The sequence below is a fragment of the Ruegeria sp. K11 genome (assembly GCF_056531905.1).
In genome coordinates, this window is record NZ_JBQFMP010000003.1 from 292702 (window position 1) to 316761 (window position 24060).

Annotated in this window: 25 protein-coding genes and 1 pseudogene; 18 read left to right on the plus strand and 8 right to left on the minus strand. The window is 59.0% G+C overall.

All coding sequences use genetic code 11. The annotated features are described in order from the left end of the window. The first annotated feature begins 144 nt into the window (after positions 1–144). From secG to ACR0K4_RS06535, 11 genes are all read left to right on the plus strand, one after another. The gene (secG, locus tag ACR0K4_RS06485; protein ID WP_480516066.1) at positions 145–510 is read left to right on the plus strand and encodes a preprotein translocase subunit SecG; all 366 of its coding nucleotides are present in this window, start codon (positions 145–147) and stop codon (positions 508–510) included. 159 nt (positions 511–669) lie between these two features. Continuing rightward, positions 670–2313 carry a CTP synthase gene (locus ACR0K4_RS06490; RefSeq protein ID WP_480853301.1) on the plus strand — a complete coding sequence of 548 codons (1644 nt, stop codon included), beginning with the start codon at positions 670–672 and terminating at the stop codon, positions 2311–2313. 92 nt (positions 2314–2405) lie between these two features. Beyond that, positions 2406–3182 carry an isocitrate lyase/PEP mutase family protein gene (locus ACR0K4_RS06495; RefSeq protein WP_480853302.1) on the plus strand — a complete coding sequence of 259 codons (777 nt, stop codon included), beginning with the start codon at positions 2406–2408 and terminating at the stop codon, positions 3180–3182. Between the two features lie 73 nt (positions 3183–3255). Further along, a complete protein-coding gene (locus tag ACR0K4_RS06500; RefSeq protein ID WP_480516063.1) occupies positions 3256–3549 on the plus strand; it encodes a DUF1330 domain-containing protein in 294 nt (97 codons plus the stop codon). Positions 3550–3590: 41 nt separating this feature from the next. Continuing rightward, positions 3591–4040, plus strand: a complete 450-nt coding sequence (locus ACR0K4_RS06505) for a tellurite resistance TerB family protein (RefSeq protein WP_480853303.1) — start codon at positions 3591–3593, stop codon at positions 4038–4040. 21 nt (positions 4041–4061) lie between these two features. Continuing rightward, positions 4062–4499: a tellurite resistance TerB family protein gene (locus tag ACR0K4_RS06510; RefSeq protein WP_480853304.1), complete on the plus strand. Its 438-nt coding sequence runs from the start codon at positions 4062–4064 to the stop codon at positions 4497–4499. 5 nt (positions 4500–4504) lie between these two features. Next, a complete protein-coding gene (locus ACR0K4_RS06515) occupies positions 4505–5248 on the plus strand; it encodes a phosphate/phosphite/phosphonate ABC transporter substrate-binding protein (protein WP_480853404.1) in 744 nt (247 codons plus the stop codon). Positions 5249–5373: 125 nt separating this feature from the next. After that, positions 5374–6150 carry an ABC transporter ATP-binding protein gene (locus ACR0K4_RS06520; protein ID WP_480853306.1) on the plus strand — a complete coding sequence of 259 codons (777 nt, stop codon included), beginning with the start codon at positions 5374–5376 and terminating at the stop codon, positions 6148–6150. A gap of 31 nt (positions 6151–6181) precedes the next feature. Next, the gene (locus tag ACR0K4_RS06525; protein WP_480516059.1) at positions 6182–6931 is read left to right on the plus strand and encodes a transporter substrate-binding domain-containing protein; all 750 of its coding nucleotides are present in this window, start codon (positions 6182–6184) and stop codon (positions 6929–6931) included. A gap of 55 nt (positions 6932–6986) precedes the next feature. Then, on the plus strand, positions 6987–7874 hold the full coding sequence (locus ACR0K4_RS06530) for an ABC transporter permease (RefSeq protein WP_480853307.1): 888 nt from the start codon (positions 6987–6989) through the stop codon (positions 7872–7874). After that, positions 7871–8677 carry an ABC transporter permease gene (locus ACR0K4_RS06535; RefSeq protein WP_480516057.1) on the plus strand — a complete coding sequence of 269 codons (807 nt, stop codon included), beginning with the start codon at positions 7871–7873 and terminating at the stop codon, positions 8675–8677. Before ACR0K4_RS06530 ends, ACR0K4_RS06535 begins: the two co-directional genes overlap by 4 nt. A 97-nt stretch (positions 8678–8774) precedes the next feature. On the opposite strand, the gene ACR0K4_RS06540 is transcribed toward ACR0K4_RS06535, so the two are convergent. After that, the gene (locus tag ACR0K4_RS06540; RefSeq protein WP_480853308.1) at positions 8775–9662 is read right to left on the minus strand and encodes a M90 family metallopeptidase; all 888 of its coding nucleotides are present in this window, start codon (positions 9660–9662) and stop codon (positions 8775–8777) included. A 50-nt stretch (positions 9663–9712) separates the two neighbouring features. Here ACR0K4_RS06540 and ACR0K4_RS06545 point away from each other — a divergent pair, with 50 nt between their 5' ends. The 5 genes from ACR0K4_RS06545 to ACR0K4_RS06565 all read left to right on the plus strand — a co-directional run bounded on the left by ACR0K4_RS06545 (position 9713) and on the right by ACR0K4_RS06565 (position 15769). Then, positions 9713–11032: a glutamine synthetase family protein gene (locus ACR0K4_RS06545; protein ID WP_480516055.1), complete on the plus strand. Its 1320-nt coding sequence runs from the start codon at positions 9713–9715 to the stop codon at positions 11030–11032. A gap of 58 nt (positions 11033–11090) precedes the next feature. Beyond that, positions 11091–11771, plus strand: a complete 681-nt coding sequence (locus ACR0K4_RS06550) for a type 1 glutamine amidotransferase (RefSeq protein ID WP_480853309.1) — start codon at positions 11091–11093, stop codon at positions 11769–11771. Then, the gene (locus ACR0K4_RS06555) at positions 11771–13129 is read left to right on the plus strand and encodes a glutamine synthetase family protein (RefSeq protein ID WP_480853310.1); all 1359 of its coding nucleotides are present in this window, start codon (positions 11771–11773) and stop codon (positions 13127–13129) included. The genes ACR0K4_RS06550 and ACR0K4_RS06555 overlap by 1 nt, the downstream gene beginning before the upstream one ends. Positions 13130–13137: 8 nt before the next feature. Then, positions 13138–14442 (plus strand): NAD(P)/FAD-dependent oxidoreductase, encoded by a 1305-nt coding sequence (locus tag ACR0K4_RS06560; protein WP_480853312.1) that lies wholly within the window; start codon positions 13138–13140, stop codon positions 14440–14442. 112 nt (positions 14443–14554) lie between these two features. Then, positions 14555–15769, plus strand: coding sequence for a DegT/DnrJ/EryC1/StrS family aminotransferase (locus tag ACR0K4_RS06565; RefSeq protein ID WP_480853313.1), 1215 nt, complete (start codon positions 14555–14557; stop codon positions 15767–15769). A 3-nt stretch (positions 15770–15772) separates the two neighbouring features. Here ACR0K4_RS06565 and ACR0K4_RS06570 read toward each other — a convergent pair whose 3' ends face one another. The 4 genes from ACR0K4_RS06570 to ACR0K4_RS06585 all read right to left on the minus strand — a co-directional run bounded on the left by ACR0K4_RS06570 (position 15773) and on the right by ACR0K4_RS06585 (position 19611). Further along, positions 15773–16531, minus strand: coding sequence for a trypsin-like serine peptidase (locus ACR0K4_RS06570; RefSeq protein WP_480853314.1), 759 nt, complete (start codon positions 16529–16531; stop codon positions 15773–15775). A gap of 9 nt (positions 16532–16540) precedes the next feature. Beyond that, positions 16541–17095 carry a polyhydroxyalkanoate synthesis repressor PhaR gene (gene phaR, locus ACR0K4_RS06575; protein WP_480516049.1) on the minus strand — a complete coding sequence of 185 codons (555 nt, stop codon included), beginning with the start codon at positions 17093–17095 and terminating at the stop codon, positions 16541–16543. A 136-nt stretch (positions 17096–17231) separates the two neighbouring features. Continuing rightward, positions 17232–17678, minus strand: a complete 447-nt coding sequence (locus tag ACR0K4_RS06580; protein WP_480516048.1) for a phasin family protein — start codon at positions 17676–17678, stop codon at positions 17232–17234. Positions 17679–17808: 130 nt separating this feature from the next. Beyond that, the gene (locus tag ACR0K4_RS06585) at positions 17809–19611 is read right to left on the minus strand and encodes a PHA/PHB synthase family protein (protein WP_480853316.1); all 1803 of its coding nucleotides are present in this window, start codon (positions 19609–19611) and stop codon (positions 17809–17811) included. Positions 19612–19722: 111 nt separating this feature from the next. Here ACR0K4_RS06585 and phaZ point away from each other — a divergent pair, with 111 nt between their 5' ends. Next, positions 19723–20994 (plus strand): polyhydroxyalkanoate depolymerase, encoded by a 1272-nt coding sequence (phaZ, locus tag ACR0K4_RS06590; RefSeq protein WP_480853317.1) that lies wholly within the window; start codon positions 19723–19725, stop codon positions 20992–20994. 125 nt (positions 20995–21119) lie between these two features. Next, positions 21120–21593: pseudogene (locus ACR0K4_RS06595) on the plus strand (DUF6151 family protein); the annotation flags it as partial. A gap of 33 nt (positions 21594–21626) precedes the next feature. On the opposite strand, the gene ACR0K4_RS06600 reads toward ACR0K4_RS06595, so the two are convergent. The 3 genes from ACR0K4_RS06600 to ACR0K4_RS06610 are packed head-to-tail and all read right to left on the minus strand — an operon-like array spanning position 21627 to position 24025. Further along, on the minus strand, positions 21627–22241 hold the full coding sequence (locus ACR0K4_RS06600) for a hypothetical protein (RefSeq protein WP_480853405.1): 615 nt from the start codon (positions 22239–22241) through the stop codon (positions 21627–21629). 42 nt (positions 22242–22283) lie between these two features. Beyond that, positions 22284–23276 carry an alpha/beta hydrolase gene (locus ACR0K4_RS06605; protein WP_480853318.1) on the minus strand — a complete coding sequence of 331 codons (993 nt, stop codon included), beginning with the start codon at positions 23274–23276 and terminating at the stop codon, positions 22284–22286. Next, positions 23276–24025 carry an alpha/beta fold hydrolase gene (locus ACR0K4_RS06610; RefSeq protein ID WP_480853319.1) on the minus strand — a complete coding sequence of 250 codons (750 nt, stop codon included), beginning with the start codon at positions 24023–24025 and terminating at the stop codon, positions 23276–23278. Before ACR0K4_RS06610 ends, ACR0K4_RS06605 begins: the two co-directional genes overlap by 1 nt. Positions 24026–24060: the final 35 nt, after the last annotated feature.

A 24060-nucleotide genomic window follows, 5' to 3' on the forward strand; every position in this document is an offset into this window, starting at 1 on the left:
AGCCTGCGACACGGATCACCGCTCTGTCCAGTCCCCTTAACGTGATGTGCAACATCACCAACAGTGATGCCAACTCGTCCCTTGCCCCCGGAACCAAACTTGCATAAGTACCACGCGATACACGCCACGCTGTACGGGACACCCATGGAAAACGTCGTTCTCATCATCCATCTTCTTCTGGCTCTGGGCCTGATCGCCGTCGTTCTGATGCAGCGGTCCGAAGGTGGCGGTCTTGGCATGGGCGGTGGCGGTGGCGGTGCCATGACCGGGCGCGCAGCAGCAACCGCATTGGGCAAGGTCACATGGATCCTGGCTGCGTGCTTTATCGTCACCTCGATCACGCTGACCATTTTGGCGGCGCAGAAATCTTCGGGCAGTTCGGTTATCGACCGTCTGGGCGTTCCCGCCCCGGCATCGACCGAGGAAAGCGCACCCGCGGTTCCGTCCGCGGATGACTTGCTTCCGCCAGCGCAGGGCGACAACGCGCCGCTGATCCCGCAAGCCGACTAAGCCACTACACTTAGAAACCCAAAAGAGAACTGCAACAGCATCTTGCGGTTCTCTTGCGCTTTGGGCGCGAATCCTTTATAAGTGAAGTCCCGTGGTGCAGCGGTTTTTTCGAGCCGCCGGGCAGCTGATTTTGACGTCTCACGGGAGCAGCCGAAAAACATGGCGCGATTTATTTTCATCACCGGTGGTGTGGTCTCATCCTTGGGCAAAGGACTGGCTTCGGCGGCTTTGGGCGCGCTGTTGCAGGCCCGTGGATACTCGGTGCGGCTGCGCAAGCTGGACCCTTACCTGAACGTCGACCCCGGCACCATGTCGCCGTTTGAACATGGCGAGGTTTTCGTCACAGATGATGGCGCCGAAACCGATCTGGATCTTGGTCACTATGAGCGCTTCACTGGCGTCGCTGCCCGCAAGACCGACTCGGTCAGCTCCGGGCGGATTTATTCCAATGTGCTGGAGAAAGAACGGCGCGGCGATTACCTCGGCAAGACCATTCAGGTGATCCCCCACGTCACCAACGAGATCAAGGATTTCATCGCCATTGGCGAGGATGAGGTCGATTTCATGCTCTGCGAAATCGGCGGCACCGTCGGGGACATCGAGGGCCTGCCCTTCTTTGAAGCGATCCGTCAGTTCAGCCAGGACAAACCGCGCGGTCAGTGCATGTTCATGCACCTGACGCTGCTGCCCTATATCAAGGCGAGCGGAGAGTTGAAAACCAAGCCGACCCAGCACTCAGTCAAGGAGTTGCGCTCCATCGGTCTGGCCCCCGACATTCTGGTCTGCCGGTCCGAAGGGCCGATTCCCAAGAAAGAGCGTGAAAAGCTGGCCCTGTTCTGCAACGTCCGGCCCGACAGCGTGATCGCGGCGCAGGATCTTTCCACCATCTACGACGCCCCACTGGCCTATCACCGCGAAGGTCTGGATCAGGCGGTACTGGACGCGTTCCAGATCAGTCCGGCACCGAAACCCGACCTGGCAAAATGGGAAGACGTCAGCGACCGCATCCACAATGCCGAAGGCGAGGTCAAGGTGGCCATTGTTGGCAAATACACCCAACTGGAAGACGCGTATAAGTCGATTGCCGAGGCCCTGACCCATGGCGGCATGGCCAACCGCGTCCGCGTCAAGATCGAATGGGTGGACGCCGAGGTGTTCGATACCGAAGACGCCGCCCCCTATCTGGAAGGGTTCCACGCGATCCTCGTCCCCGGCGGGTTCGGCGAGCGCGGGACAGAGGGCAAGATCAAGGCCGCCCAATATGCGCGCGAGCATAAAGTGCCCTATCTGGGCATCTGCCTTGGAATGCAGATGGCGGTGATCGAAGCAGCCCGGAATGCGGCTGGCATCACCGAGGCGGGTTCGGAAGAATTCGACCACGAAGCCGGGAAAAAGCGTTTTGAACCGGTGGTTTACCACCTCAAGGAATGGGTGCAGGGCAACCACAAGGTTGAACGCAAGGTCGGTGACGACAAGGGCGGAACCATGCGTCTGGGCGCTTATGATGCGGTTCTGGCCGATGGCTCGAAAGTGGCCGAGGTCTATGGCGGCACCGCGATCGAGGAACGCCACCGTCACCGGTACGAGGTCGATATCAAATACCGCGACAAGCTGGAAAAGGCTGGTCTGAACTTCTCGGGCATGTCGCCCGATGGTCGCCTGCCTGAGATCGTCGAATGGTCCGACCACCCGTGGTTTATCGGTGTTCAGTACCACCCGGAACTGAAATCCAAACCCTTTGAACCGCACCCACTGTTCCGCGAATTCGTGCGCGCCGCGAAAGAGACCTCGCGACTGGTTTAAGTCATCGCAAATTGAGGGCTGCTGCGAAAAAAACTGTACGCGGCGGCCCCGGACACGGTTAACTGTCAGTAACAACTGACAGGAGACCGGCCATGACGAACCAAATCACGCAGGCAGAGACCTTTGCCGCCCTTCACAAGAAAGGCGATCCGGTCGTTCTGTATAACATCTGGGACGCCGGCAGCGCCGGTGCGGTGCGTGATGCAGGGGCAAAGGCGATTGCCACCGGCAGCGCCCCGGTTGCCATGGCGCAGGGCTTCACCGACGGCCAAAACGTGCCAATGGATGCTGCGTTGGACAATGCCCGCCGGATCGTCGAGGCGGTCGACCTGCCGGTGACGCTGGATTTCGAAGGTGGTTACGCTGAATCTCCGGTCGATATCGCGACCAACGTGCAGCGCGCGCTGGAAACCGGGGTGATCGGCTTCAACTTCGAAGACCAGATCGTTGGAACCAAAGAGCTTTATGACATCGAAACCCAGGCCGCCCGCGTCGCCGCCCTGCGTGAAGGCTGCAATGTCGCGGGTGTACCAGCCTTCATCAATGCCCGCACCGACATCTTCCTCAAGGCCCATCCCGACACACATGACGAGGCGATGCTGGACGACGCCATGGCCCGCGCGCAGGCCTATGCCGACGCCGGAGCCAGTGGTTTCTTCGCGCCGGGCCTGAAAGATGAGACGATGATCAAACGCCTCTGCGACGCGACCAGCCTGCCGGTCAACATCATCGCCCTGCCCGGCACCCCCGATACGGCCACGCTGGCCGGGCTGGGCGTCGCGCGGATCAGCTATGGCCCGGTTCCTTACAGGCAAATGCTCGCCTGGCTACAGGACAAGGCCCGCGAGGCGCTGCAAAGCGGGGCCTGATCCACTTTTAGGGGATTGCATTCTGAGACATTCCTCCGCACCTTGCGTTTTGTGAACGCTGGAAGGATGCCTCATGGCCAAAGGATATTGGGTCGCCCATGTCGATGTGGACGACATTGAGACCTACAAGACCTACATCGCCGCCAATGCTGCCCCCTTTGCCGAATATGGCGGGACCTTCCTTGTGCGCGGCGGCGAGCGGGCCGAGGTCGAAGGTCAGGCCCGCGCCCGTACTGTCGTGATCGAATTCCCAAGTTACGAACAGGCGCTGGCCTGTTATGAAAGCGAGGGATATCAGGCGGCAAAAGCCCTGCGTGATCCCGTTTCGACCGGCGATCTTGTGATCATTCAAGGCTATGACGGTTAGCCGCGCTTGGCGCGCCGCAAAATACGGAATATTCTGACCACATGTTGAAAAAGTTCTTTCAGGCTCTGCGCCCGCCACAGCATGACAAGCTGCCCGACCCGGATGCAGAACTTGCGCTGGGGGCGCTGATGGTGCGCGTGGCACAGGCGGATCGCGATTATAAGCTGGAAGAAATCAGTCTGATCGACCGTATCCTTGCCCGCCTTTATCAGCATAACGCCATCGAGGCCGCCAAGGTCCGCGCCACTTGCGAGAAACTGCATGCCGCCGCCCCCGAGACCGACACGTTCGGCAAGCTGATCCGCGAGACCACCGATCTGCAGGAACGCCTGGCCGCGCTGGACGCCCTTTGGGAGGTGGTTCTGGCCGACGGCAACTCGGACGAAGGCGAAATAAAGATCGTCGAAGAAGCCCGCGCCGCGATGGGGTTGAGCTTCAACGACAGCAAAGCTGCGCGCGAACGGGTGCAAAGCAACTTGGAAGCCAACTAAGCCCCGACTATATCTGTGTTCATGTTCAGTGATTTCCTGTCCCGGCTGACAAAGCCGCAGCCCGATCCGCTTGCCGAAAACGATGCCCGCCTGGCCCTGACAGCCTTGTTGGTGCGTATTGCCCGGTCCGATAATGACTATGCCGACAGTGAAATGACCCGAATCGACCGGATTTCCGCTCAGCGCTACGGCTTGTCACCGTTCGAAGCCGCCGCACTGCGCGCCCGCGCCGAAGACCTTGAGGCCGAGGCCCCCGACACCGTGCGCTTTACCCGCGCCATCAAGGAGGCCGTCGCTTATGATGACCGCCTCGCAGTGGTGCAGGCCATGTGGTCGGTTGCGCTGGCCGACGGGCAACGCACCGGCGAAGAGGATTCTCTGCTGCGGCTGGTGGTCAGCCTGTTGGGCGTCAGCGATGTCGATTCAGCACGAGCCCGTCAAAAGGCCGCCAGATCGTGACTGCGATGTTGGGCATGTATGACATGCCCGCGCTGCAACCGGTCAATGATCGGTTCTGGACCTTGATTCGGGGCCATCTGGGTTTCGGCCCCCCGACTCTGACCCGCAACCGCGACGTCTGGGATATCTGGCAGGATCCGGCCCTTGTTCTGGCCCAGACCTGCGGGATGCCTTACCGTACACGGCTGCATGGCAAAGTCCGGCTGGTCGCCACCCCAGACTATGACCTGCCCGGTTGTCCACCGGGTCACTACCGCTCGGTTTTTGTAGCCCGCAAACAGGACGATCGCGATCTAACCGATCTGTGCAGGGGCACATTCGCCTATAACGAAGCCTTGTCTCAGTCCGGCTGGGCCGCGGCCATCACTCATCTTGCAGCGCGTTCCCTGCAACCGATCAAGCTGCTGAAAACAGGCTCACATGCTGCATCGGCGCAGGCTGTTTGTGAGGGGTTGGCGGACTATGCATCGCTGGATGCGCTCACCTGGCTTTTGCTGCAGGACACGACCAATCTGGGCCAGTCTTTGCGCATCGTTGACAGAACCGATCCCACACCGGCGCTGCCTTACATCACAGCAATGGACAACAGCCCGGTCCGGGTTTTGAATGCTCTGGCCCTTGCGGTGACCGATCTTGATGCTACGGATCGTCAGGCTCTGCATCTGCGCGGGGTGATCCATGTCCCGGAATATGAATACCTGAAGATTCCCAACCCGCCTGCGCCGCAGACAATCCGGGCGGCAAACTGACGGTTTTGATCAGGTCGTCTGGTCAAATTGATGATTTCCGGTCCTGAACTTGTCATTTGCGCATTGCATTGATGCGATTTTTCAGCCCTAGTACCGCATCAACACCAACCACTCCTGGACCGCCCGTGACAGATACCGCACCCGTCATCGAGATCAGAAACCTCCACAAAAGCTTTGGGCAGCTCGAAGTTCTGAAAGGTGTGGATATCACGGCCCATCGAGGTGACGTTGTTTCCCTGATCGGGTCGTCAGGTTCCGGTAAATCCACGCTGTTGAGATGCTGCAATCTTCTGGAAGACAGCCAACAGGGCGAGATCGTTTTCAAGGGTGAGCCTGTGCGCTGGAGCGGCAGCCAACACAGCCGCCGCCCCGCCGATCCCAAGCAGGTGCTGCGCATCCGCACCAACCTGTCGATGGTGTTCCAGCAGTTTAACTTGTGGGCTCATATGACCATCCTGCAAAACGTGATGGAAGCCCCCGTGACCGTGCTGGGCCGCGACCGGGCTGAGGTCGAAGAAAGCGCGCGCAAATACCTGGACAAGGTCGGCATCGGAGACAAATGCGACGTCTATCCGGCACAGTTGTCGGGTGGCCAGCAACAACGCGCCGCAATCGCGCGCGGGCTGTGCATGGAGCCTGAGGCGCTGTTGTTTGACGAACCCACCTCGGCGCTCGATCCAGAACTGGAACAGGAAGTGATCCGGGTGATCAAGGATCTGGCCGCCGAAGGCCGCACCATGATCATCGTGACCCATGACATGAAAATGGCGGCGGATATCTCCAGCCATGTCGTGTTCCTGCATCAAGGCCTGATCGAAGAAGAGGGCACGCCCGAAGACATCTTCACCACCCCTGAATCCAAGCGGCTTCAGGGATTTCTCTCCGCCACTCAGGCGGCATAATCAACGGACAGAACCAATAAGGGGAGCAAAAATGAAAAACCTGATTCTGACCACTGCAGCACTGGCCCTGACCGCCGGTATCGCTATGGCCGACACCGTTCGCATGGGGACCGAAGGTGCCTACCCTCCGTATAACTTCATCAACGACGCCGGCGAGATCGATGGCTTCGAGCGCGAAGTGGGCGATGAGCTGTGCAAGCGCGCCGGGCTTGAGTGCGAGTGGGTCAAGAACGACTGGGATTCGATCATTCCGAACCTGGTCTCGGGGAACTACGACACCATCATCGCGGGCATGTCGATCACCGACGAACGCGATGAGGTCATCGACTTCACGCAGAACTACTATCCGCCGACCGCCTCGGCCTATGTTGCCGCCGCCGAAGGCACTGACGTCGCCGGTGGCATCGTCGCCGCGCAGACCGCCACGATTCAGGCCGGATACGTGGCTGAAACCGGGGCAACCCTGGTCGAATTCGCCAGCCCCGAAGAAACCATCGCCGCCGTGCGCAACGGCGAGGCGGATGCGGTTCTGGCCGACTATGACTTCCTGGTCCCGATTGTCGAAGAATCGAATGGCGAGCTGGTCTTTGTCGGCGAGCTGGTTCCGCTGGGTGGTGGCATCGGCATCGGCGTGCGTGAAAGCGACGCGGAACTGCGCGGCAAATTCGACGCGGCCATTGGCTCGATGAAAGCGGATGGCACCCTGAACGAGATGCTGGTCAAATGGTTCGGCGAAGGTATCTCGACCTATAATGCTGACGGCACGGTTGTAACCAACTAAGCCCCATATCCAACGGTCCGGCGCGGCAACGCGCCGGACGCTCGAAAGACGCCTGATGTTCTCGTACTGCGCTGATCCTGACACGCTGGGCACGTTCCGCTGGTTATCGTGCTATCTGACCAACGGCGTCCACTGGTCGTTTTACGCCTCATTCCTCAAGGTGCTGGCCCTGCTGGCCGTCACCGCCCCCGTGGCGCTTGGCTTCGGCTTTGCCGGGGCCATGGCCGCGCGGTCGCATTTTCCGCCGCTCAGTTGGTTGGGAAAAGGGTATATCGCCATCGTACGCGGCGTGCCCGACATCGCGTTCTTCCTGTTCTTCGTCATCGCGCTGGATCAGGGGTTCGAATGGCTGCGCCACAAGGTCCTGTGCCCGGACTGGACCGACCCGATCCGGCAGGGCAACGATTTCATCGTCTGTCAGGCCGCCAAGCTGCCGCTCGGCACCGCCCCCGAATGGGTGCATGAAACCTACGGCTTCTTCCTTGCGGTCATCACCTTTTCCATCGTGTTCGGCGCTTTTGCTGCCAACGTCCTGTTCGGCGGTATGCGCGCCGTGCCCCACGCCCAGCTTGAGACGGCCGAAGCGTATGGCATGACCCGCCGCCAGACCTTCTGGCGCATCCTCGTGCCGCAGATGTGGGTTTACGCTCTGCCCGGCCTTTCCAACCTGTGGATGGTCCTGATCAAGGCCACGCCCCTGCTGTTCCTGTTGGGGATCGAAGATATCGTCTATTGGGCGCGCGAACTGGGGGGCACCAAAACCTCGCGCTTTACATCTTATCCGCATGGCGACTGGCGCATGTGGTATTTCCTGGCGCTGCTGATCTTCTACCTCGGCATGACCCGCGTCTCGGAGCTTGGGCTTGAGAAGCTGATGCGCCGCCTGTCCCACGGTCAGGCCACATCCGGCGGAGAGCTTTTGCGCAAGGAGACCACCGCATGAGCTGCCTCCAGACCATTCAGGATTACGGCCTGCGCTCCTTGGGTTATGGCGAACGCCTGCTGCCCAAGACCGACTTCACCCTGTGCGAGCATTTCACGCTGATCGGCTCGGGCATGATCTGGAATATCTATTTCGGCATCATGGCGATGGTCACCGGTTTTTTTCTGGCCACCGCGCTGGCGGTCGGGAAGGCATCACCGAACAAATGGCTGCGCAAACCGGCTGAGTGGTTCATTTTTCTGTTCCGAGGCTCGCCGCTGTTTATCCAGTTCTTCTTTGCCTATTTCTTCTTCCTGTCGCTGAAAAAGCCTTATCCGATGTTCGACGCCTTCACCTCGGCCTGGTTGGGGGCGCTGATTGTTCTGTTCCTGAACACCTCGGCCTATTCGGGTGAGATTTTCTATGGCGCGCTCCGGTCCATCCCCAAAGGCGATATCGAGGCTGCGGACGCTTATGGCATGTCCGGTTGGGCGCGCTTTCGGCGGATCATCTGGCCCACCATGCTGCGGCTGGCATGGCCCGCCTATACGAACGAGGCGATCTTTGTATTCCAGTCCACCACGCTGGTCTTCTTCTCGGCCTTCCCGGCCTGGCAACAACGCGGCGATGCGCTGTATTACGCTAGCTACTTTGCGGACAAGACGTTTAACCCCTTCGTCCCATACCCGATTCTGGCCTTCTATTTCATCCTTCTGACGCTGGTGATTGTATGGGGCTTCGGCATGGTCAACAAACGCCTGAACCGCCACTTGCCAGCCGAACGGAAGGCCAGGATAAAATTTCGTTTGAACGTGGCGCGCTAAGGCAATTTGATTTTTAACAGGGACAATAGCATCGAAAAGCACGTTCGACCGAACGGAGAAGCAGCGTCTCTTGATTCAAAGTGAAAGCAAAGCTGCTCTAAGCCCACGCGACCGGATTCAGGCGGAACAGCTTTGAGAGCTGCTCATAGACCTCCGGCACGTCCTGCTTCAACGCCCTCGGACGCTCGAAAAACACCTCGACCGAGACGGCAAAAAACTCTTCATGCCCCGTTGCACCATAAGGATCAATGACAGTGGGTCGTCCGTTTTCAACGGCGCTGACATGGGCGTCGTAAGCGGTCAGAAACACCTTCTCCCACTCGGCAAAGCTCTGCCCTTCGCTCAGGATCGGTACGCCGTTGGTGCCACCCGACAGGTCGTCGATCTGATGAGCGAACTCATGCAGCACCACGTTCTGCCCGTCGCGATCATCCAATGCGCCCTGCTGGCTGTGCGCCCATGACAGGATGACCGGCCCACGATCCCAGCTTTCACCGGTTCGCACGATCTCTTTCTCGGTAACGACATAACCCGAATGCCGCTGTTGCTTAGACTTGAATGCGTTGGGATAGATCAGGATCGTCGTCAAGTTGTCGTACCAAATGTCGCTGTTGATCACCAGCAGGCAGGCCTGTGCCGCAATCGAAAGCTCCATCTCCTCGGTCACTTCCAGACCGTCGCAGCCGTAGAAACTCACCTGATCCAGAAACAGGTTCACCTTGCCATCCAGATGCGCACGCAGCCCTGTCGGCAGACGCCGGATAATGGGCACCTGTCTGTCAATCACCACCCGCTGGTGGGCGCTTAGCGGGGTCGCAAGCAGCGCCGCCCGGGCCTGCTTTTTCGACCAGAAAAAATAGGCCAAACTGCCTGCGAGTATCAGAACTATGGTCAGGAAGATGAACATGGAAGGAATATAGACGCGAACCGGGTGGGCACAATCACCTGTCGCAAACTTGCCGAATTTGATCAAATTTGGTGACAAGGCACAAAGCCTCCTTTAAACCTGCAGCAACATGACCAACGGAGCCTGAAATGGACCTGAGCGCCCTGCACACCTTCCGCGTCGCCGCCTGCGATCTGAACGGTCAGATGCGCGGTAAACGCGTGCCGCCGTCCTACGCTGACAAGCTGGACAAAGGCGCGGTACGGATGCCGTTTTCGGCGCTTAATGTGGACCTGTGGGGGGCCGACATCGAGGGCAGCCCACTGGTCTTTGACAGCGGGGACGCCGACGGAGTTCTGCGCCCGACCGAGCGGGGCGCGGTTCCGATGCCTTGGCTGGATACTCCGACCGCGTTGGTCCCGATGTGTCTGTATGACGATGAAGGAACGCCCTTTGCAGGCGACCCGCGCCACGCCTTGTCGGCGGTCCTGGACCGGTATGCCGAACGTGGCTGGCAGGTGATTGCAGCGACCGAGCTGGAGTTCACCCTGCTCGACGCGTCCGGCGCGCAGCCGCAGCCCCCGCTGAACCCGATCACCGGCCGCAGGCTGAGTGACGAGGCGGTGCTTTCGATGGCGGAAATGGATGCGTTCGACGCCTTCTTCACCGATCTTTACGACGGCTGCGCCGCGATGGACATCCCTGCCCAAACTGCGATCTCGGAAAGTGGGATCGGTCAGTTCGAGATCAATCTGAACCATCAGGACGCGCTGCGTTGCGCCGATGACACGTGGCTTTTCAAAAGCTTGGTGCGTGGCATTGCGCGCAAACACGGATTCACGGCCACCTTTATGGCCAAGCCCTATCCCCAAGATGCTGGCAACGGGTTACACGTGCATTTCTCAGTCCTTGATGCAAGCGGTCAAAACGTATTCGACAATGGTGAGTCCGAGGGGACGCATCTGCTGCGATCGGCGGTGGCTGGGTGTCTGGCCGCGATGCCGGGCTGCACGCTGATCTTCGCGCCTCATGGCAATTCATACACGCGGCTGATCCCCGGCGCACATGCGCCGACCGGTGCAAGCTGGGCCTATGATAACCGCACATCTGCCATCCGCATTCCAGGCGGTGCCCCCGCTGCACGGCGGATTGAACATCGTGTTGCCGGGGGCGACATCAACCCTTACCTCATGTTGACATCGGTTCTGGGGGCCGCATTGATCGGGATCGAGGATGAGATGCAGCCGTCTGCCCCGATCACCGGCAACGCCTACGAAATCCCGGACCTTCCGCACCTGGCCCCCGACTGGTCTTCGGCTGTGGCCGCGTTCGAGACCGACCCATTGGTTGCCCGCATCTTTTCCACAGACCTGATCCGCAATCTTGCCATGACCAAGCGGCAGGAAATTGCTGGCTTTGCTGAACGCCCATCTGAAGAACACTGGCTCAGCACTCTCGAGGCCGTATGATCCTCTTGCCCGCCTACATGTGGTTGGTTAGAATAAATTTGATCAAATTTGGTGACCTATGAAAATCGGCATCCTCGTAACCGGCCATCCGCCTGATGAATTGCGTGACCAATTCGGTACGTATGATGGCATGTTTCGCACCCTGTTGGACGGAAATGGTTTTGAGTTTCAAACCTTCAACGTCGTTGACGACCAATTCCCTGACGACGCACATCAGGCCGATGGCTGGGTTATTACCGGATCGCGCCATGGCGCTTACGAAGAACATGCCTGGATTCCCAAGCTCGAACAGTTGATCCGCGATATCCGCGACACGGGAAACCCGCTGATCGGGGTGTGCTTTGGCCATCAGATCATCGCGCAGGCCCTTGGCGGCAAGGTGGAAAAATTCAAAGGCGGCTGGGCCGTCGGGCGCACCGATTACGCGTTTGGGCGCCAGACGGTCACGCTGAACGCGTGGCATCAGGATCAGGTCGTCGCGCTTCCTGAGGGCGCGACCGTGACCGGCAGCAACGACTTTTGCCAGAACGCCATGGTTAGCTATGGCGACTCGATCTGGACCGTGCAGGCGCATCCGGAATACGGCAATGGCTTTATTCACGGCCTGATGCAGACGCGCGGCAAGGGTGTTGTGCCCGACGCCCTGATGCAGGCCGCCGCCAGCCGGAGCGACGCTGCTGACGACAACGGCAAAATCGGGCGCTACATGGCGGATTTTCTGAAGAAAGCGAGGGCCTGATGGCCGATTGGAAAGATGAGCTGCCGCAGGCGGCACGAACCTATATCGACGGCCAGCGACTGGATGAGGTCGAATGCATCATCTCGGACCTTCCCGGCATTGCCCGCGGCAAGGCGGTGCCTGCATCGAAATTCGCCAAACAGACCTATTTCCACCTGCCCGACAGCATCTTCTACCAGACCATCACCGGAGATTGGGGCGAGGCAGCGGGTGAAGACGGGTTCATCGAACGCGACATGATCCTCAAGCCCGATTTCACGACGGCATCCGCCGCCCCGTGGACCGGCGACTGGACGCTGCAGGTGATCCACGATGCCTATGACCGCGACGACAAACCGATCCCGTTCAGCCCGCGCAATGTGCTGAAACGCGTTGTGCAGCTTTATCACGACAAGGGCTGGAAACCGGTTGTTGCCCCCGAGATGGAGTTCTTTCTGGTCGCCCCCAATGTCGACCCGGCGCAAGAGATCAAGCCGATGATGGGCCGCTCGGGCCGTCCGGCGGCGGCACGGCAGGCCTATTCGATGACCGCCGTGGATGAGTTCGGGCCGGTGATCGACGACATCTATGATTTCGCCGAACATCAGGGGTTCGAGATCGACGGCATCACGCAGGAAGGCGGCGCGGGCCAGCTGGAGATCAACCTGCGCCACGGCAATCCCGTGAAGCTGGCAGATGAGGTGTTCTATTTCAAACGCCTGATCCGCGAGGCCGCCTTGCGTCACAACTGTTTCGCCACCTTTATGGCCAAACCGATCGAGGATGAGCCAGGCTCGGCCATGCACATCCACCACTCGATTATCGATATCGAGACCGGCCAGAATATCTTTTCCGGCCCGCAAGGGGGTGAAACGGACGCGTTTTACAACTTCATCGCCGGGCTGCAGAACCATCTGCCTGCCGGTTTGGCGGTGATGGCGCCCTATGTGAATTCCTACCGGCGTTATGTGAAGGATCACGCCGCGCCGATCAATCTGGAATGGGCGCGCGACAATCGCACCACCGGTATCCGCGTCCCCCTGTCCGGCCCCGAGGCGCGCCGGGTGGAAAACCGTATCGCAGGCATGGACTGCAACCCCTATCTGGGTATCGCGCTGTCGCTGGCCTGCGGCTATCTGGGCCTGACCCAACAGGAACGCCCGCGCCGTCAGTTTTACGGCGACGCTTATGAGGGCGATGGCGATATTCCGCAGGTCATGGGCAACGCGCTGGATCTGTTCGACGAGGCCACTGCGCTGCACGAGGTGCTCGGTCCCGAATTCGCTCGCGTCTATGGCATCGTGAAACGAGCAGAGTATGAGGAATTCCTGCAGGTCATCTCTCCGTGGGAGCGTGAACATCTGCTGATGAACGTCTGAGCCAAGCGATGAACCTGCTCTATGCCAATGACCGCAAGGCCGAATTTCCGGCCAGCTGGTATGCCGCGACGGCCAACACCATTGATCGCTTCCCCGCGCTTACTGGGGACGTCAAGGCTGACGTTTGTGTGGTCGGCGGCGGATACACGGGCCTGTCTGCCGCCTTACATCTGGCCGAGGCCGGGTTCGATGTGGTTCTGCTCGAGGCGCATCGCGTAGGCTTTGGCGCATCAGGCCGCAACGGCGGCCAGTTGGGCAGCGCGCAGCGGATGAATCAGGAAGACCTCGAACGGCTGGTCGGGGATGATGACGCCGCCAAGCTGTGGGATTTGGCCGAGGACGCCAAGGCTCTGGTGAAATCGCTGATTTCCAAACACAAGATCGATTGTGATCTGAAACCCGGCGTCGCCGTTCTTGGGCTAAGTAGAAGTGAACAGCAAGAGCTTCACGACCACGCGGCGCATCTCTCCAACCGATATGGCTATGATCAGATGGAGATTCTGGACGAAGGCGCGGGCCATGCGCTCTGCCCCTCGCCTGCCTATCGCGGAGGGTATCTGGACAAAGGCGCGGCGCATCTGCATCCGCTGAACTACGCTTTGGGCCTGGCGCAAGCGGCGGCCAAAGCGGGTGTGCGCATCTTTGAAAGCACCGAGGTGACGGGGGTCGAGGACTCCGCGCCCGCCATCGTCCACACCGGGCAGGGCAACGTGAGTGCTGATCACCTCATTCTGGCCTGCAACGGATATCTGGGCGGGCTGAACAGCAAGGTTGCGGCGCGGGTCATGCCGATCAACAATTTCATCGCCGCGACCGAGCCTTTGGGCACAGATTCCGCCCGCGTTCTGACGCGCGACGTGGCGGTGGCCGATACCAAATTCGTGGTGAATTACTTTCGCCTCAGCGCCGACAATCGCCTGCTGTTTGGCGGCGGCGAAAGCTATGGCTATCGCTTCCCCGCCGACATCGCCGCCAAGGTTCGAAAGCCGATGGCCGAGATCTTCCCTCATCTGCGCGATGTGAAGATCGATTATGCCTGGGGCGGCACCCTGGCCATTACGATGCGGCGGATGCCATATCTGACGCGCATTGCCCCGAACATCCTGTCGGCCTCAGGCTATTCCGGCCACGGTGTGGGCACCGCAACCCACGCCGGACAGTTGATGGCGCTGGCAATTCAAGGCCAGGCCGAGGGTTTTGACACCATGGCCCGCGTGCCCGCACTGCCCTTCCCCGGAGGGCCCGCCCTGCGCAGCCCCCTGCTGGTGTTGGCGATGACATGGTTCGCGCTGCGCGACCGGCTGGGCCTCTGACCCTTTAAATCACGACAGTTTGGTGAAATTTCGCCAATGCTACGAAACAGGTCTTGGCGTGAGGAATTTATGACTTTATATTTCCCAAAGGTAAAATTCGGGATATCCAAATATGACGCTTGTACCCAACGTCCATGACGCCGAACCCATCCCCGCCGCAGCACGAGTCGCCATCGACGCCCTGATGCAATCCGGCGATCTGTTCCGCTATACCGCGCCGCAGGATGCACCGGTCGCTTTGCTTGAGGCCGAATTCGCTGCGCTGCTGGGCAGCAAGTATGCTCTGGCGGTATCGTCCTGTTCTGCCGCACTGTTCCTGTCGCTCAAGGCGCTGGACCTGCCGCGCGACGCACGGGTGCTGATACCGGGCTTTACCTTCGCTGCGGTCCCATCGTCGATCGTTCATGCGGATTGCATTCCGGTGCTTTGCGAGGTCGGCCAGAACTATCGCATCGAGCTGGAAGACTTCGCCGCCAAGTTGGACGGCGTGCAGGCGGTCATTATCAGCCATATGCGCGGACATACCTCGGATATGGACGCGATCATGGAGCTGTGTGACGCACGCGACATCCCGGTGATCGAGGACGCCGCCCATTCGCTGGGCACCACGTGGCATGGCCGAAATATCGGCACCATCGGTAAGATCGGCTGTTTCTCGTTCCAGTCTTACAAGATGATCAACGCGGGCGAAGGCGGCATTCTGATCACCGACGACGCTGATCTGGTGGCGCGCGCAGTGATCATGTCTGGCGCGTATGAGCACAACTGGAAAAAGCACAAGCCCCCGCATGGTGACAACTCGCCCGAGCTAGAACTGGCCTTCGCCCGCTGGCAAAACAAACTGCCGCTTTATAATTTGCGCATGAGCAACCTGAGCGCAGCGGTGATCCGCCCACAAATCCCCGAGCTGGCGCGGCGGGTGCATGACGGATTGACCAACCACGATTACGTGGCAGCGCGGTTGAATACTTCGCCCTTCATCGACGTCCCCGCCCCGCTGACGCCCGAGCGGCGCGCGCCGGATTCCATTCAATTCAATCTTGTCGGTCTGGATGACGCCGATATCCAAGCCTTTGCGGCCGCATCAGATTCGCGCGGTGTGAAAGTCCAGGTTTTCGGCTTGAGCGAGGACAACGCCCGCGCGTTCTGGAATTGGCAGTTTCTGCCAGAACAGGCTGAACTGCCACAAACCCGCGAAATGTTGATGCGAGCCTGCGACGTGCGCCTGCCAGTGCGTCTGACGAAAGACGAACTGGACGTGATCGCGGATATCTTGCTGGCCTCGGTCGGTGACGTGGCAGGTCCGATGCCAGTCTATGGCACCTAACGCCTAGGGGCGCGCGACGCCGAACAGGTCCACAGACAGAAACAACGCGTCGATCCCCTCGGGGGTTGGCGCAATGCGCGACAGGATGCCGGTGACGGCAAGCCCGTTTTCGGTTTGGACCAGCAGAGGCGCACCGGAGTCGCCCATCATGACCGGACAGATGGCGCGCATCAGCCCCCTTTGCAGCGGGCTGGCGTTGCAGGTTGGCGTACGGCTCAGAACATGACGACGAACACCTGGATAACCGGCCACAAACCCGCCAGCGCTTTCATCGCCAAGCGCGAAATACCCGACCTTCTGACCGATAGGCTCAGAAAGTTCCAGCACAGCCCAATCCAGATCCGGGCGATTGTCGAATTGTCCCGCCTGCCCTTGCTCCGGGTTCATCCGATAAGCCTGAACCACTGAAACCGCCGTGGCCTCTCCACGTTGATACCCGGCGGCAAAGCGGATGCTGGAGGGCGGAATCCACCGTTTGCGTGCACCGTTATACAGACAATGCGCCGCGGTCAGCACATGCCGTTCGGAAATCAGAACGCCTGTGCAATGGGATCGCTGTGACCTGCTGGCGAAATTGACCCGCCCGATGGCCTGCCAGGGCGCGGTGGACGCATCGAGTATCTCGCGCGCCCGAATGTCTGCACAACCGGCAGCGGCATCGCTGCCCAACGTGCAGACCGGCTCCCAAACAGTTGAGAATTTGCCCTGCGCAGCCGCAGCATCAGCCGAGAGCAGCGCACCAAACAGAACCAGCCGCCACACCGGCCCGGATCAGCTGAGCTTGGACAGCTTTTGCTGCAACTCGGCCAGTTGTTTCTTGATATCGTCCAGATCTTCTTTGGGCTCGGCATCCGGTTGTTCTTCACTGTCCGGTCCGGACCAGCCGCCCGACAGACCACCGGTCATCGCCTTCAGAAATGCCTGCTGCTGTGCCTGCATCGCTTCGAACCCCGGCATCTTGGTCATCGGGTTCATGGCGCTCATGTTCTCCATCATCTTGGACTGGCTTTCGCGCAACATCTCGAACGAGCTTTGCAGGAATTGTGGCATCATGCCCCCGCCGGGCACCATGTAACTGCGCACCAGATCGTTTAAAACGTTGACCGGCAGCACGTTTTCACCCCGGCTTTCGTGTTCGGCGATGATTTGAAGCAGATACTGGCGGGTCAGGTCGTCACCCGTTTTGAGGTCGATGATCTGCACCTCGCGCCCGTCGCGGATAAAACCCGCGATGTCTTCCAGCGTCACATAGTCACTGGTCTCGGTATTATAGAGCCGTCGGCTGGCGTAGCGTTTTATCAGCAACGGTTTTTCTTGTTCGGCCACCGTTTACCCTCCCCAAGGATGATGCGTTGCAGCGAAGGTTATGCGACTGCAGCACAAAAAGAAAGGGCAGGTCAAGCGACCTGCCCCAAGCGATCTGCACCATATGGGAGGATTAGGTGCGTCTCGCGGACATTACTTACTTTGCAGCGGCGGCTTTCTTGGCAGCTGCGGTAACGTCGTTTGTTGCTTTTTTGACAACGGCAGTTGCATCTTCTGCAGCTTCTTTGCCGGCAGCCATCAGCAGCTCAACAGTTTCGGTCTGAACCTTTTTCGCGATTTCTGCGAAAGCGGCCAGGTTTTCAGCAGCAACTTCGGCCGACGCGCTTGCGAAGTCGGTTGCGGCTTTTGCGTAGTCAGCAGGCTCTGCTTTGGCTTTCGACATCTCGCTCAGTTTGGCCAGAGTGTCTTTGGTCCATTTGTTCGAGATTTCAGCCGACTTTTCAGCAGCGTCCAGAGCAACACCCGACAGTTTTTCGTTCAGGGTCGCGGTCGATTTGAAGGCACCTTCCAGAGCGGTGGTGTCAACGGGGAATGCGCCCATCATTTCTTTCAGGGTCGCGGTAAAGTCTTGAGTCTTTGCCATTGTCCTAATCCTTTTGCCGAACCGGGCCCGCCCCGGTTTTCATCAGCTTGAGGACAATATGATTGCTGCATCGCAGCATTGCAAGTTTTTTCTTGCTGCGATGCAGAAAAATTCTAGTTTCAATTTGAAATCAGGCGGTTGCCTTGACCTTTACATAGGTCCCGGGCGCCGGGGCCAGCGAAGGATGGTTCGAATCGCCTGTATCGCGCGCAGGCACTTGCTTGCCGGACCGCTTTTTCAGCCAGGCCTCCCACATCGGCCACCAGGACCCGTCGTGGTAATCTGCTTCCTTCAGCCAGGTATCGGCATCCGCCTTGAGATCCGGATTGGTATAGTGACCGTATTTCTTCTTGCTGGGCGGATTCACGATTCCCGCAATGTGACCCGATTCCGAGACCACAAAAGTCTTTGACCGCGATCCTGCTTGCTGAAAACCACGATAGCAATCTTTCCACGTGGCGATGTGGTCGGTCTCGCAGGTGATCGCCATCAGGGGCACATCCACATCGCGGATATGCAGCTTGTGGCCCATCAGTTCAAATCCATCGCCGACGAAATCGTTGGCCTGACACAGACCGCGCAGATATTGCACCGCCATTTTGCCCGGCAGGTTCGCGCCGTCACCGTTCCAGTACAAAAGATCAAACGCGGGCGGTGTCTCGCCCATCATGTAATTGCGGATCGCGGGCGAATAAACCAGATCACGCGAGCGCAGGAAGGACATGGTGCGTCCCAGAATCCAGGCGTTTAGAACACCTTCCTTGGCCACGTGGTCCTCGATTCCGTCAACGAAATGGTTCTGCAGGAACGGCGTGAATTCACCCTGCTCACCGAAATCCGTCAGGGTCGTGAAGAACGTCGCCGATTTCACTGACTTGTCGCCCCGCTGCTTCAACAGGGAAAGCGTCAGGTTCAGCGTCGTGCCCGCGATGCAATAGCCAACTGCATTCACTTGTTTGACCTTGCAGATCTTCTTGGCTTCGTCGATCGCGGCCAAAAACCCGTCCTGAATATACTCTTCCATGCCGACATCTGCATAGGAGGCATCCGGGTTGATCCAGCTGACCACGAACAAGGTATATCCCTGTTCGGTAATCCACTTGATCATGCTGTTCTGGGCTTTGAGATCGAGAATATAGAATTTGTTGATCCAGGGCGGGAACAGAACAATAGGTGTTTCGTGCACTGTTTCAGTCGCGGGCTTATACTGGATCAGCTCCATCATCTTGTTGCGATACACCACGTCGCCCGGCGAGGTTGCAATGTTGCCGCCGACCTCAAAGGCACTGTCATCGGCCAATTTCACCACCAGCTCGCCATTGTTGGCTTCCAGGTCGGAGACCAGATTCTCAAGCCCCTGAATGAGCGACTGCCCCTCGGTTTCAAGCGCTTTTTCCAGCGCGTCCGGGTTAGTGGCCAGAAAATTCGTCGGGGCCATCATGTCGATGATCTGTTGCGAGAAATACTGAAGCCGCTGTCTGTCTTTGGAATCCAGGTCCTCAACCGATGCGACGGCTTGCGCAAGTGTTTCGGCATTGGTTTGGTATTGCTGGCGAATGAGGCGGAAATAGGGGTTGGTCTCCCATAGCGGATTCGAGAACCGCTTGTCTTTGACCGGCGTGCTGGTTGCTGAATCACCTTTGCTGGTCAGCGCCTTTTGCACCTCGGCGAAGTTCAGCACTGACTTGCCCCAATACTCAATTTGCTGCTCCATCAGCTTCGCAGGATTCTGCCAGGCGTCGGCCCAATAGGCCGTTGCCGCTTTTGCAAAAAGCTCTTGATTCGGAGCGTCGAGCGCCGGGGTATGGGGTTTCTTTCCCGCCATGACCTCCACCAGACGCCGTGACAGTTCTTCGACCTTAACTAAATTTTCTTTAAGCCGTTCAATATGTTCTTCGGTCATCTGAGGCGTATCGCCCTCTGTAGTTGTCATTTTAACAATTCCCACCTAGTCTCGCTGCTATGCAGAATAACGTCGTGGGCACCGGGGGGCAAAGCGACGAATGGTCCGAAATCCAAGGCTGACACTCAGGAGGCCCCTTCGATGCGCTATATGATGACCTACGACCTGATGGAGACGGTCCGCAACACCAATCAGTGGCTGGGCGCAACCGCCAGCGCAATGGCATCTTACCCGTTATTTTCGATGACGCCAAATCCGGCCTTCAATTGGATGGCCGCATGGGGCGAGGTGACTGAGCGCACGTTCCAGCGCATGATCGTCAAACCGGATTGGGGCATTCGCACCTTCACCTGCGAGGACGGCAAGGATCATCTTGTCGATATCACCACGGTGCTTGAGCGCCCCTTTGGCGATCTGATTCATTTCCGCGTCAATGGGCGCGAGGAACAACCCCGCAAGGTGCTGCTGGTTGCACCGATGTCGGGCCACTATGCCACGCTGCTGCGCTCGACCGTCAAAAGCCTGCTGGTCAATTGCGAAGTTTACATTACCGATTGGCATAACGCGCGCGACATCCCCGTGTCCGAAGGCAAGTTCGATGTCGAGGATTACACTCTCTATCTTGTCGATTTCATGAAAGAGCTGGGTCCCGACACGCATGTTGTTGCCGTTTGCCAACCCGCACCACTGACACTCGCCGCAACGGCCTATCTGGCCGAGGTGGAGCCCAAGGCCCAACCCAGCACGCTGACCCTGATCGGCGGTCCGGTTGATCCCGATGCCACGCCAACGGAAGTCACCGATTTCGGACGTCGTGTGACGATGGGGCAGTTGGAAGAAACCATGATCCAGCGCGTCGGTTTCAAGTACCGCGGCGTCGGTCGGATGGTCTATCCGGGCCTTCTGCAACTGGCCTCGTTCATGTCAATGAACGCCGAGCGTCACAGCAAGGCCTTTACCGACCAGATCCTGCGCGTGGTCCGCGATGAAGCGTCTGACCACGACGCCCATAACCGGTTTTACGATGAGTATCTGGCAGTCATGGACATGACAGCCGAATTCTACCTTTCGACGGTCGAGCGTGTGTTCAAAAACCGCGAGATTGCGCGCAACGAGTTTGTCGTGGCCGGTCACAATGTCGATATCGGCAAAATCACCGATGTCGCCGTCAAGTCGGTTGAGGGCGCGAATGACGATATCTCGGCCCCGGGTCAATGTATCGCCGCGCTGGACCTGTGCACCGGTCTGCCCGACAGCAAAAAGGCCAGCCATGTCGAGCCCGGAGCAGGTCACTATGGCATTTTCGCCGGTCGCAGCTGGCGTGACAACATCCGACCGCTTGTCATTGATTTCATGAACGAAAACAGCCGCAAGCCACGGCGACGCGCAGCCAACAAGAACAGGGTCGCCTGACGAAAATGGACAGAAAGGCGGCTTCGAATATCGCCTTTTCCTGCAGCTGTGGCACCTTACATGGACATCTCACATCAGCCGGGGTCAGGTATGGCACCCATGTCGTGTGCTAGTGCCATGATTGCCGCGCCGCCCAACTTTATTTTGGCCAACCCGATCCGGCACCGGGCCCGGTAGATGTGTTCCACACAACCCCTGATGCGATCAGGATCCACTCCGGTGCCGCGAACCTGGCGGTCATGCGGTTGAGTCCCAAGGGAATGCTACGGTGGTACGCCAAATGCTGTAACGCTCCAGTGGCAACAACGCCTGCAACGCCGACCCTCCCGTTCGCCGCTTTCATTGTGAACCGCTTGCAGGACACCACCCCTCTCGGCCCGGTAACAACGCGCGGCTTTGTTCCCGGGCCCAACGGCAAACAGACCCATGAAAAGCTGCGATATGCGCTCTTTGGCCTGCTGCACCGCACTGCCACATCGAGGCTACCCGGTCGCTGGAGGAGCACCCCGTTCTTCAACATCGAAACTGCTCAACCAGTCACAGAACCCGTCGTCCTGACCAAAGCGCAGCGCGCAACGCTCGACCGAACAGCGGATTAAGTCGAAGGCTTTTGCGAAGGCGAACTTCGCCGCCTAAGGGTATACCAGACCACGAAAATCCGGGAAATCAGCGTATCGCGCGCGCCGCTGTTCCAGTGGCTCGTGAGGCTCACCACCTGCGCGCAACAGACACCCACGCGGGGCGATATAGCTGTCGATCCGACGATGCGGCCTTGGCCTCCAAACCAGATTGAAGGCGCAGAGTTTGGGAAAGAACCAGATCTCGGAATAGTCCAGATGATCGTGCATCCACCACGCGAGATCGCGCCAGTCCCGCCCGTCAGCAAAGCGATCGGCAAACCATGGGATCACGATCGATGCGCCGGCAATTCGGGCATCACCTTCTCCGCGATCCCAGATATGGCACTCCATGGGATTGTCATTGCGGGCGCAATTCAGCTTGTTCTCGTTGCCAAATCGATTCAGGGCGGGCGACCGATATCCCGACCGCACGGCAATGCGCCCAAAGGTTTCCTCAAGCGGATCCAGCAGCGTCTGACAAAAGGCACGTCCAGTCTCGATGGCCAGATCGGGATTTTCGGGGATATTTTGCAACTGATGAAAATTGGCAATCTCGGAATAGAGGAAATCTCGCATGTAGAAATACCGGGACAGTCGCACCCGTCCCAATGTCTCCAGACTCCACATACTTCCGGGTTTACGCATCCTCGTCCCCTCGCCTTAGGGCGGTCATTCAATCCCCTGCGCTGCAAGCCAAGTCAGTATTCCGCTGACGGTCCTGTCCGTCTGCCCCGGAGACATCAGCCGGCCGGAAACCACATGCGAGTGCGGATCATCCCCTGGCCCCATGGTTACCAGCTGAACCGATGCCGGCCCGCCCCATGCCTGCGCCACTTTGTGCGTGCGCTTGGGCCGCACCACTTGGTCATCATCAGAGAACCAAAACAGGGCCGGGATATTCGCCGTCGAAAAGTCCAGCGCATAGACGGCATCGACCAGCACAGACATCGGCACCACGGCCTCCCAGGGATACACCACGGTCCAGTACTTGTTCTTTTCCGCATCCGGCCCAGGCGCGCCCCGTTCAGGTCCCATGATCATCGGCAACCAAACCCGCGCCCAGGGCAAGGACGGTATCCAGGCAGCCTTGTCATTCACGCCAAAATTCGGTGACACAAAAATCATCGCCGCCACATTTGCGCTGAGTTCCGGATCCAGAGCCGCCGCCGCTGCCAATGTCCCGCCCGTTGAGGTTGAGATGACCACCACCTGATCCCCGACAGCCCGCGCTGCTGCCAGCGCCTCGGCTGCATCCTGCATCCAACCCGAGGCCGTCGCCTCGGCCATCGCAGCCCCGTCACGGCCATGCCCGCCCAGCCGCGTATAGACCAGATTCGCCTCCAACGCCTCGGCCACACGGTCCGGGACAGGGCGAATCTCCTCAGAAGACGCGGAAAACCCATGGATATACAGAACGGAATACGGTGTTCTTTGCTCTTTGAAACCGTCGCGCCACACCACCCGCTTTTCAACACCCGGCACGATATCATCAAAGGCAGATTCGATGCTTTCGAAGTATACCTGAACCCCCTCGCCGAATTTGCGGGCCTCGAACCGAGGGTGCAATTCGACCGGTTCCCTTGGCCCAAAGACATAAACCAACGCACCAACCGCAATCAGTGCCAACAGAAATCGCCCCAAAACCCACCCGAACAATCGCATCAGGCACCCCCCATTGCATCGAGGATCGCCCGCTCGATAATCCCCAAACAGGGCCCGTCCGAAAACCGATGATCGGCATCCTTGACCAGTTCCAGGCGGATATCCGCGCCGGTCACATGTTCCAGCAACCGGACAGCAGTCTCGGTCGAAACTGCCGTATCCGCTGTGCCCTGCAGAAACCTGACAGGAAATGGCAATTCCAAAGGTGTGCGTAACACCAATTGTCGCCGTCCATCCTCGATCATGCGTCTGGTGATGATGTAGGGCTCCATGTAATCCGACGGCAGCTCGACATGGCCCACGGCCTCCAACGCGGTCTTCTGCGCATCCGAGAATGATGCCCAATACCCGTCTTCCGTAAAATCGGGCGCCGCAGCGATCGTAACCATCCCCGCGATCCGCTCAGGCATCACGCGCGCCAGCAACAATGCCTGCCAGCCCCCCATCGACGAGCCCACCACGATCAGCGGCCCATCGGTCAATGTCTCAATCGCAGCAACCGCATCCTCGTGCCAATCACCGATACACCCTTCCTCGAACCTGCCCGAGCTTTCGCCGTGACCGGAATAATCGAACCTCAGAAATCCCTGACCACGTGCCCGCGCCCAGGCCTCAAGGTGTACGGCCTTGGTGCCTTCCATATCGGACTTCAGACCGCCCAGAAAAACCACCGTCGGCCCCACCCCTTTCCTCTTGTGATACGCCAGCCGCCGTCCCTGCGCCGTTTTCAGAAATTCTGCGTGTGCCATACCATCCTCACTGCTGCTAACCTCATCATGCACGT

Excerpts from the sequence above, each read along its gene's own strand:
- ACR0K4_RS06555 (WP_480853310.1), top strand. The coding sequence starts at position 11,771 with ATGGCCGATTGGAAAGATGAGCTGCCGCAGGCGGCACGAACCTATATC.
- ACR0K4_RS06500 (WP_480516063.1), top strand. The coding sequence starts at position 3,256 with ATGGCCAAAGGATATTGGGTCGCCCATGTCGATGTGGACGACATTGAG.
- ACR0K4_RS06600 (WP_480853405.1), bottom strand. The coding sequence starts at position 22,241 with ATGTGGAGTCTGGAGACATTGGGACGGGTGCGACTGTCCCGGTATTTC.
- ACR0K4_RS06510 (WP_480853304.1), top strand. The coding sequence starts at position 4,062 with ATGTTCAGTGATTTCCTGTCCCGGCTGACAAAGCCGCAGCCCGATCCG.
- ACR0K4_RS06530 (WP_480853307.1), top strand. The coding sequence starts at position 6,987 with ATGTTCTCGTACTGCGCTGATCCTGACACGCTGGGCACGTTCCGCTGG.
- secG (WP_480516066.1), top strand. The coding sequence starts at position 145 with ATGGAAAACGTCGTTCTCATCATCCATCTTCTTCTGGCTCTGGGCCTG.
- ACR0K4_RS06585 (WP_480853316.1), bottom strand. The coding sequence starts at position 19,611 with ATGACAACTACAGAGGGCGATACGCCTCAGATGACCGAAGAACATATT.
- ACR0K4_RS06515 (WP_480853404.1), top strand. The coding sequence starts at position 4,505 with ATGTTGGGCATGTATGACATGCCCGCGCTGCAACCGGTCAATGATCGG.
- ACR0K4_RS06580 (WP_480516048.1), bottom strand. The coding sequence starts at position 17,678 with ATGGCAAAGACTCAAGACTTTACCGCGACCCTGAAAGAAATGATGGGC.
- ACR0K4_RS06505 (WP_480853303.1), top strand. The coding sequence starts at position 3,591 with ATGTTGAAAAAGTTCTTTCAGGCTCTGCGCCCGCCACAGCATGACAAG.
- ACR0K4_RS06550 (WP_480853309.1), top strand. The coding sequence starts at position 11,091 with ATGAAAATCGGCATCCTCGTAACCGGCCATCCGCCTGATGAATTGCGT.
- ACR0K4_RS06565 (WP_480853313.1), top strand. The coding sequence starts at position 14,555 with ATGACGCTTGTACCCAACGTCCATGACGCCGAACCCATCCCCGCCGCA.
- ACR0K4_RS06560 (WP_480853312.1), top strand. The coding sequence starts at position 13,138 with ATGAACCTGCTCTATGCCAATGACCGCAAGGCCGAATTTCCGGCCAGC.
- ACR0K4_RS06525 (WP_480516059.1), top strand. The coding sequence starts at position 6,182 with ATGAAAAACCTGATTCTGACCACTGCAGCACTGGCCCTGACCGCCGGT.
- ACR0K4_RS06535 (WP_480516057.1), top strand. The coding sequence starts at position 7,871 with ATGAGCTGCCTCCAGACCATTCAGGATTACGGCCTGCGCTCCTTGGGT.
- ACR0K4_RS06605 (WP_480853318.1), bottom strand. The coding sequence starts at position 23,276 with ATGCGATTGTTCGGGTGGGTTTTGGGGCGATTTCTGTTGGCACTGATT.
- ACR0K4_RS06545 (WP_480516055.1), top strand. The coding sequence starts at position 9,713 with ATGGACCTGAGCGCCCTGCACACCTTCCGCGTCGCCGCCTGCGATCTG.
- ACR0K4_RS06495 (WP_480853302.1), top strand. The coding sequence starts at position 2,406 with ATGACGAACCAAATCACGCAGGCAGAGACCTTTGCCGCCCTTCACAAG.
- ACR0K4_RS06610 (WP_480853319.1), bottom strand. The coding sequence starts at position 24,025 with ATGGCACACGCAGAATTTCTGAAAACGGCGCAGGGACGGCGGCTGGCG.
- phaZ (WP_480853317.1), top strand. The coding sequence starts at position 19,723 with ATGCGCTATATGATGACCTACGACCTGATGGAGACGGTCCGCAACACC.
- ACR0K4_RS06490 (WP_480853301.1), top strand. The coding sequence starts at position 670 with ATGGCGCGATTTATTTTCATCACCGGTGGTGTGGTCTCATCCTTGGGC.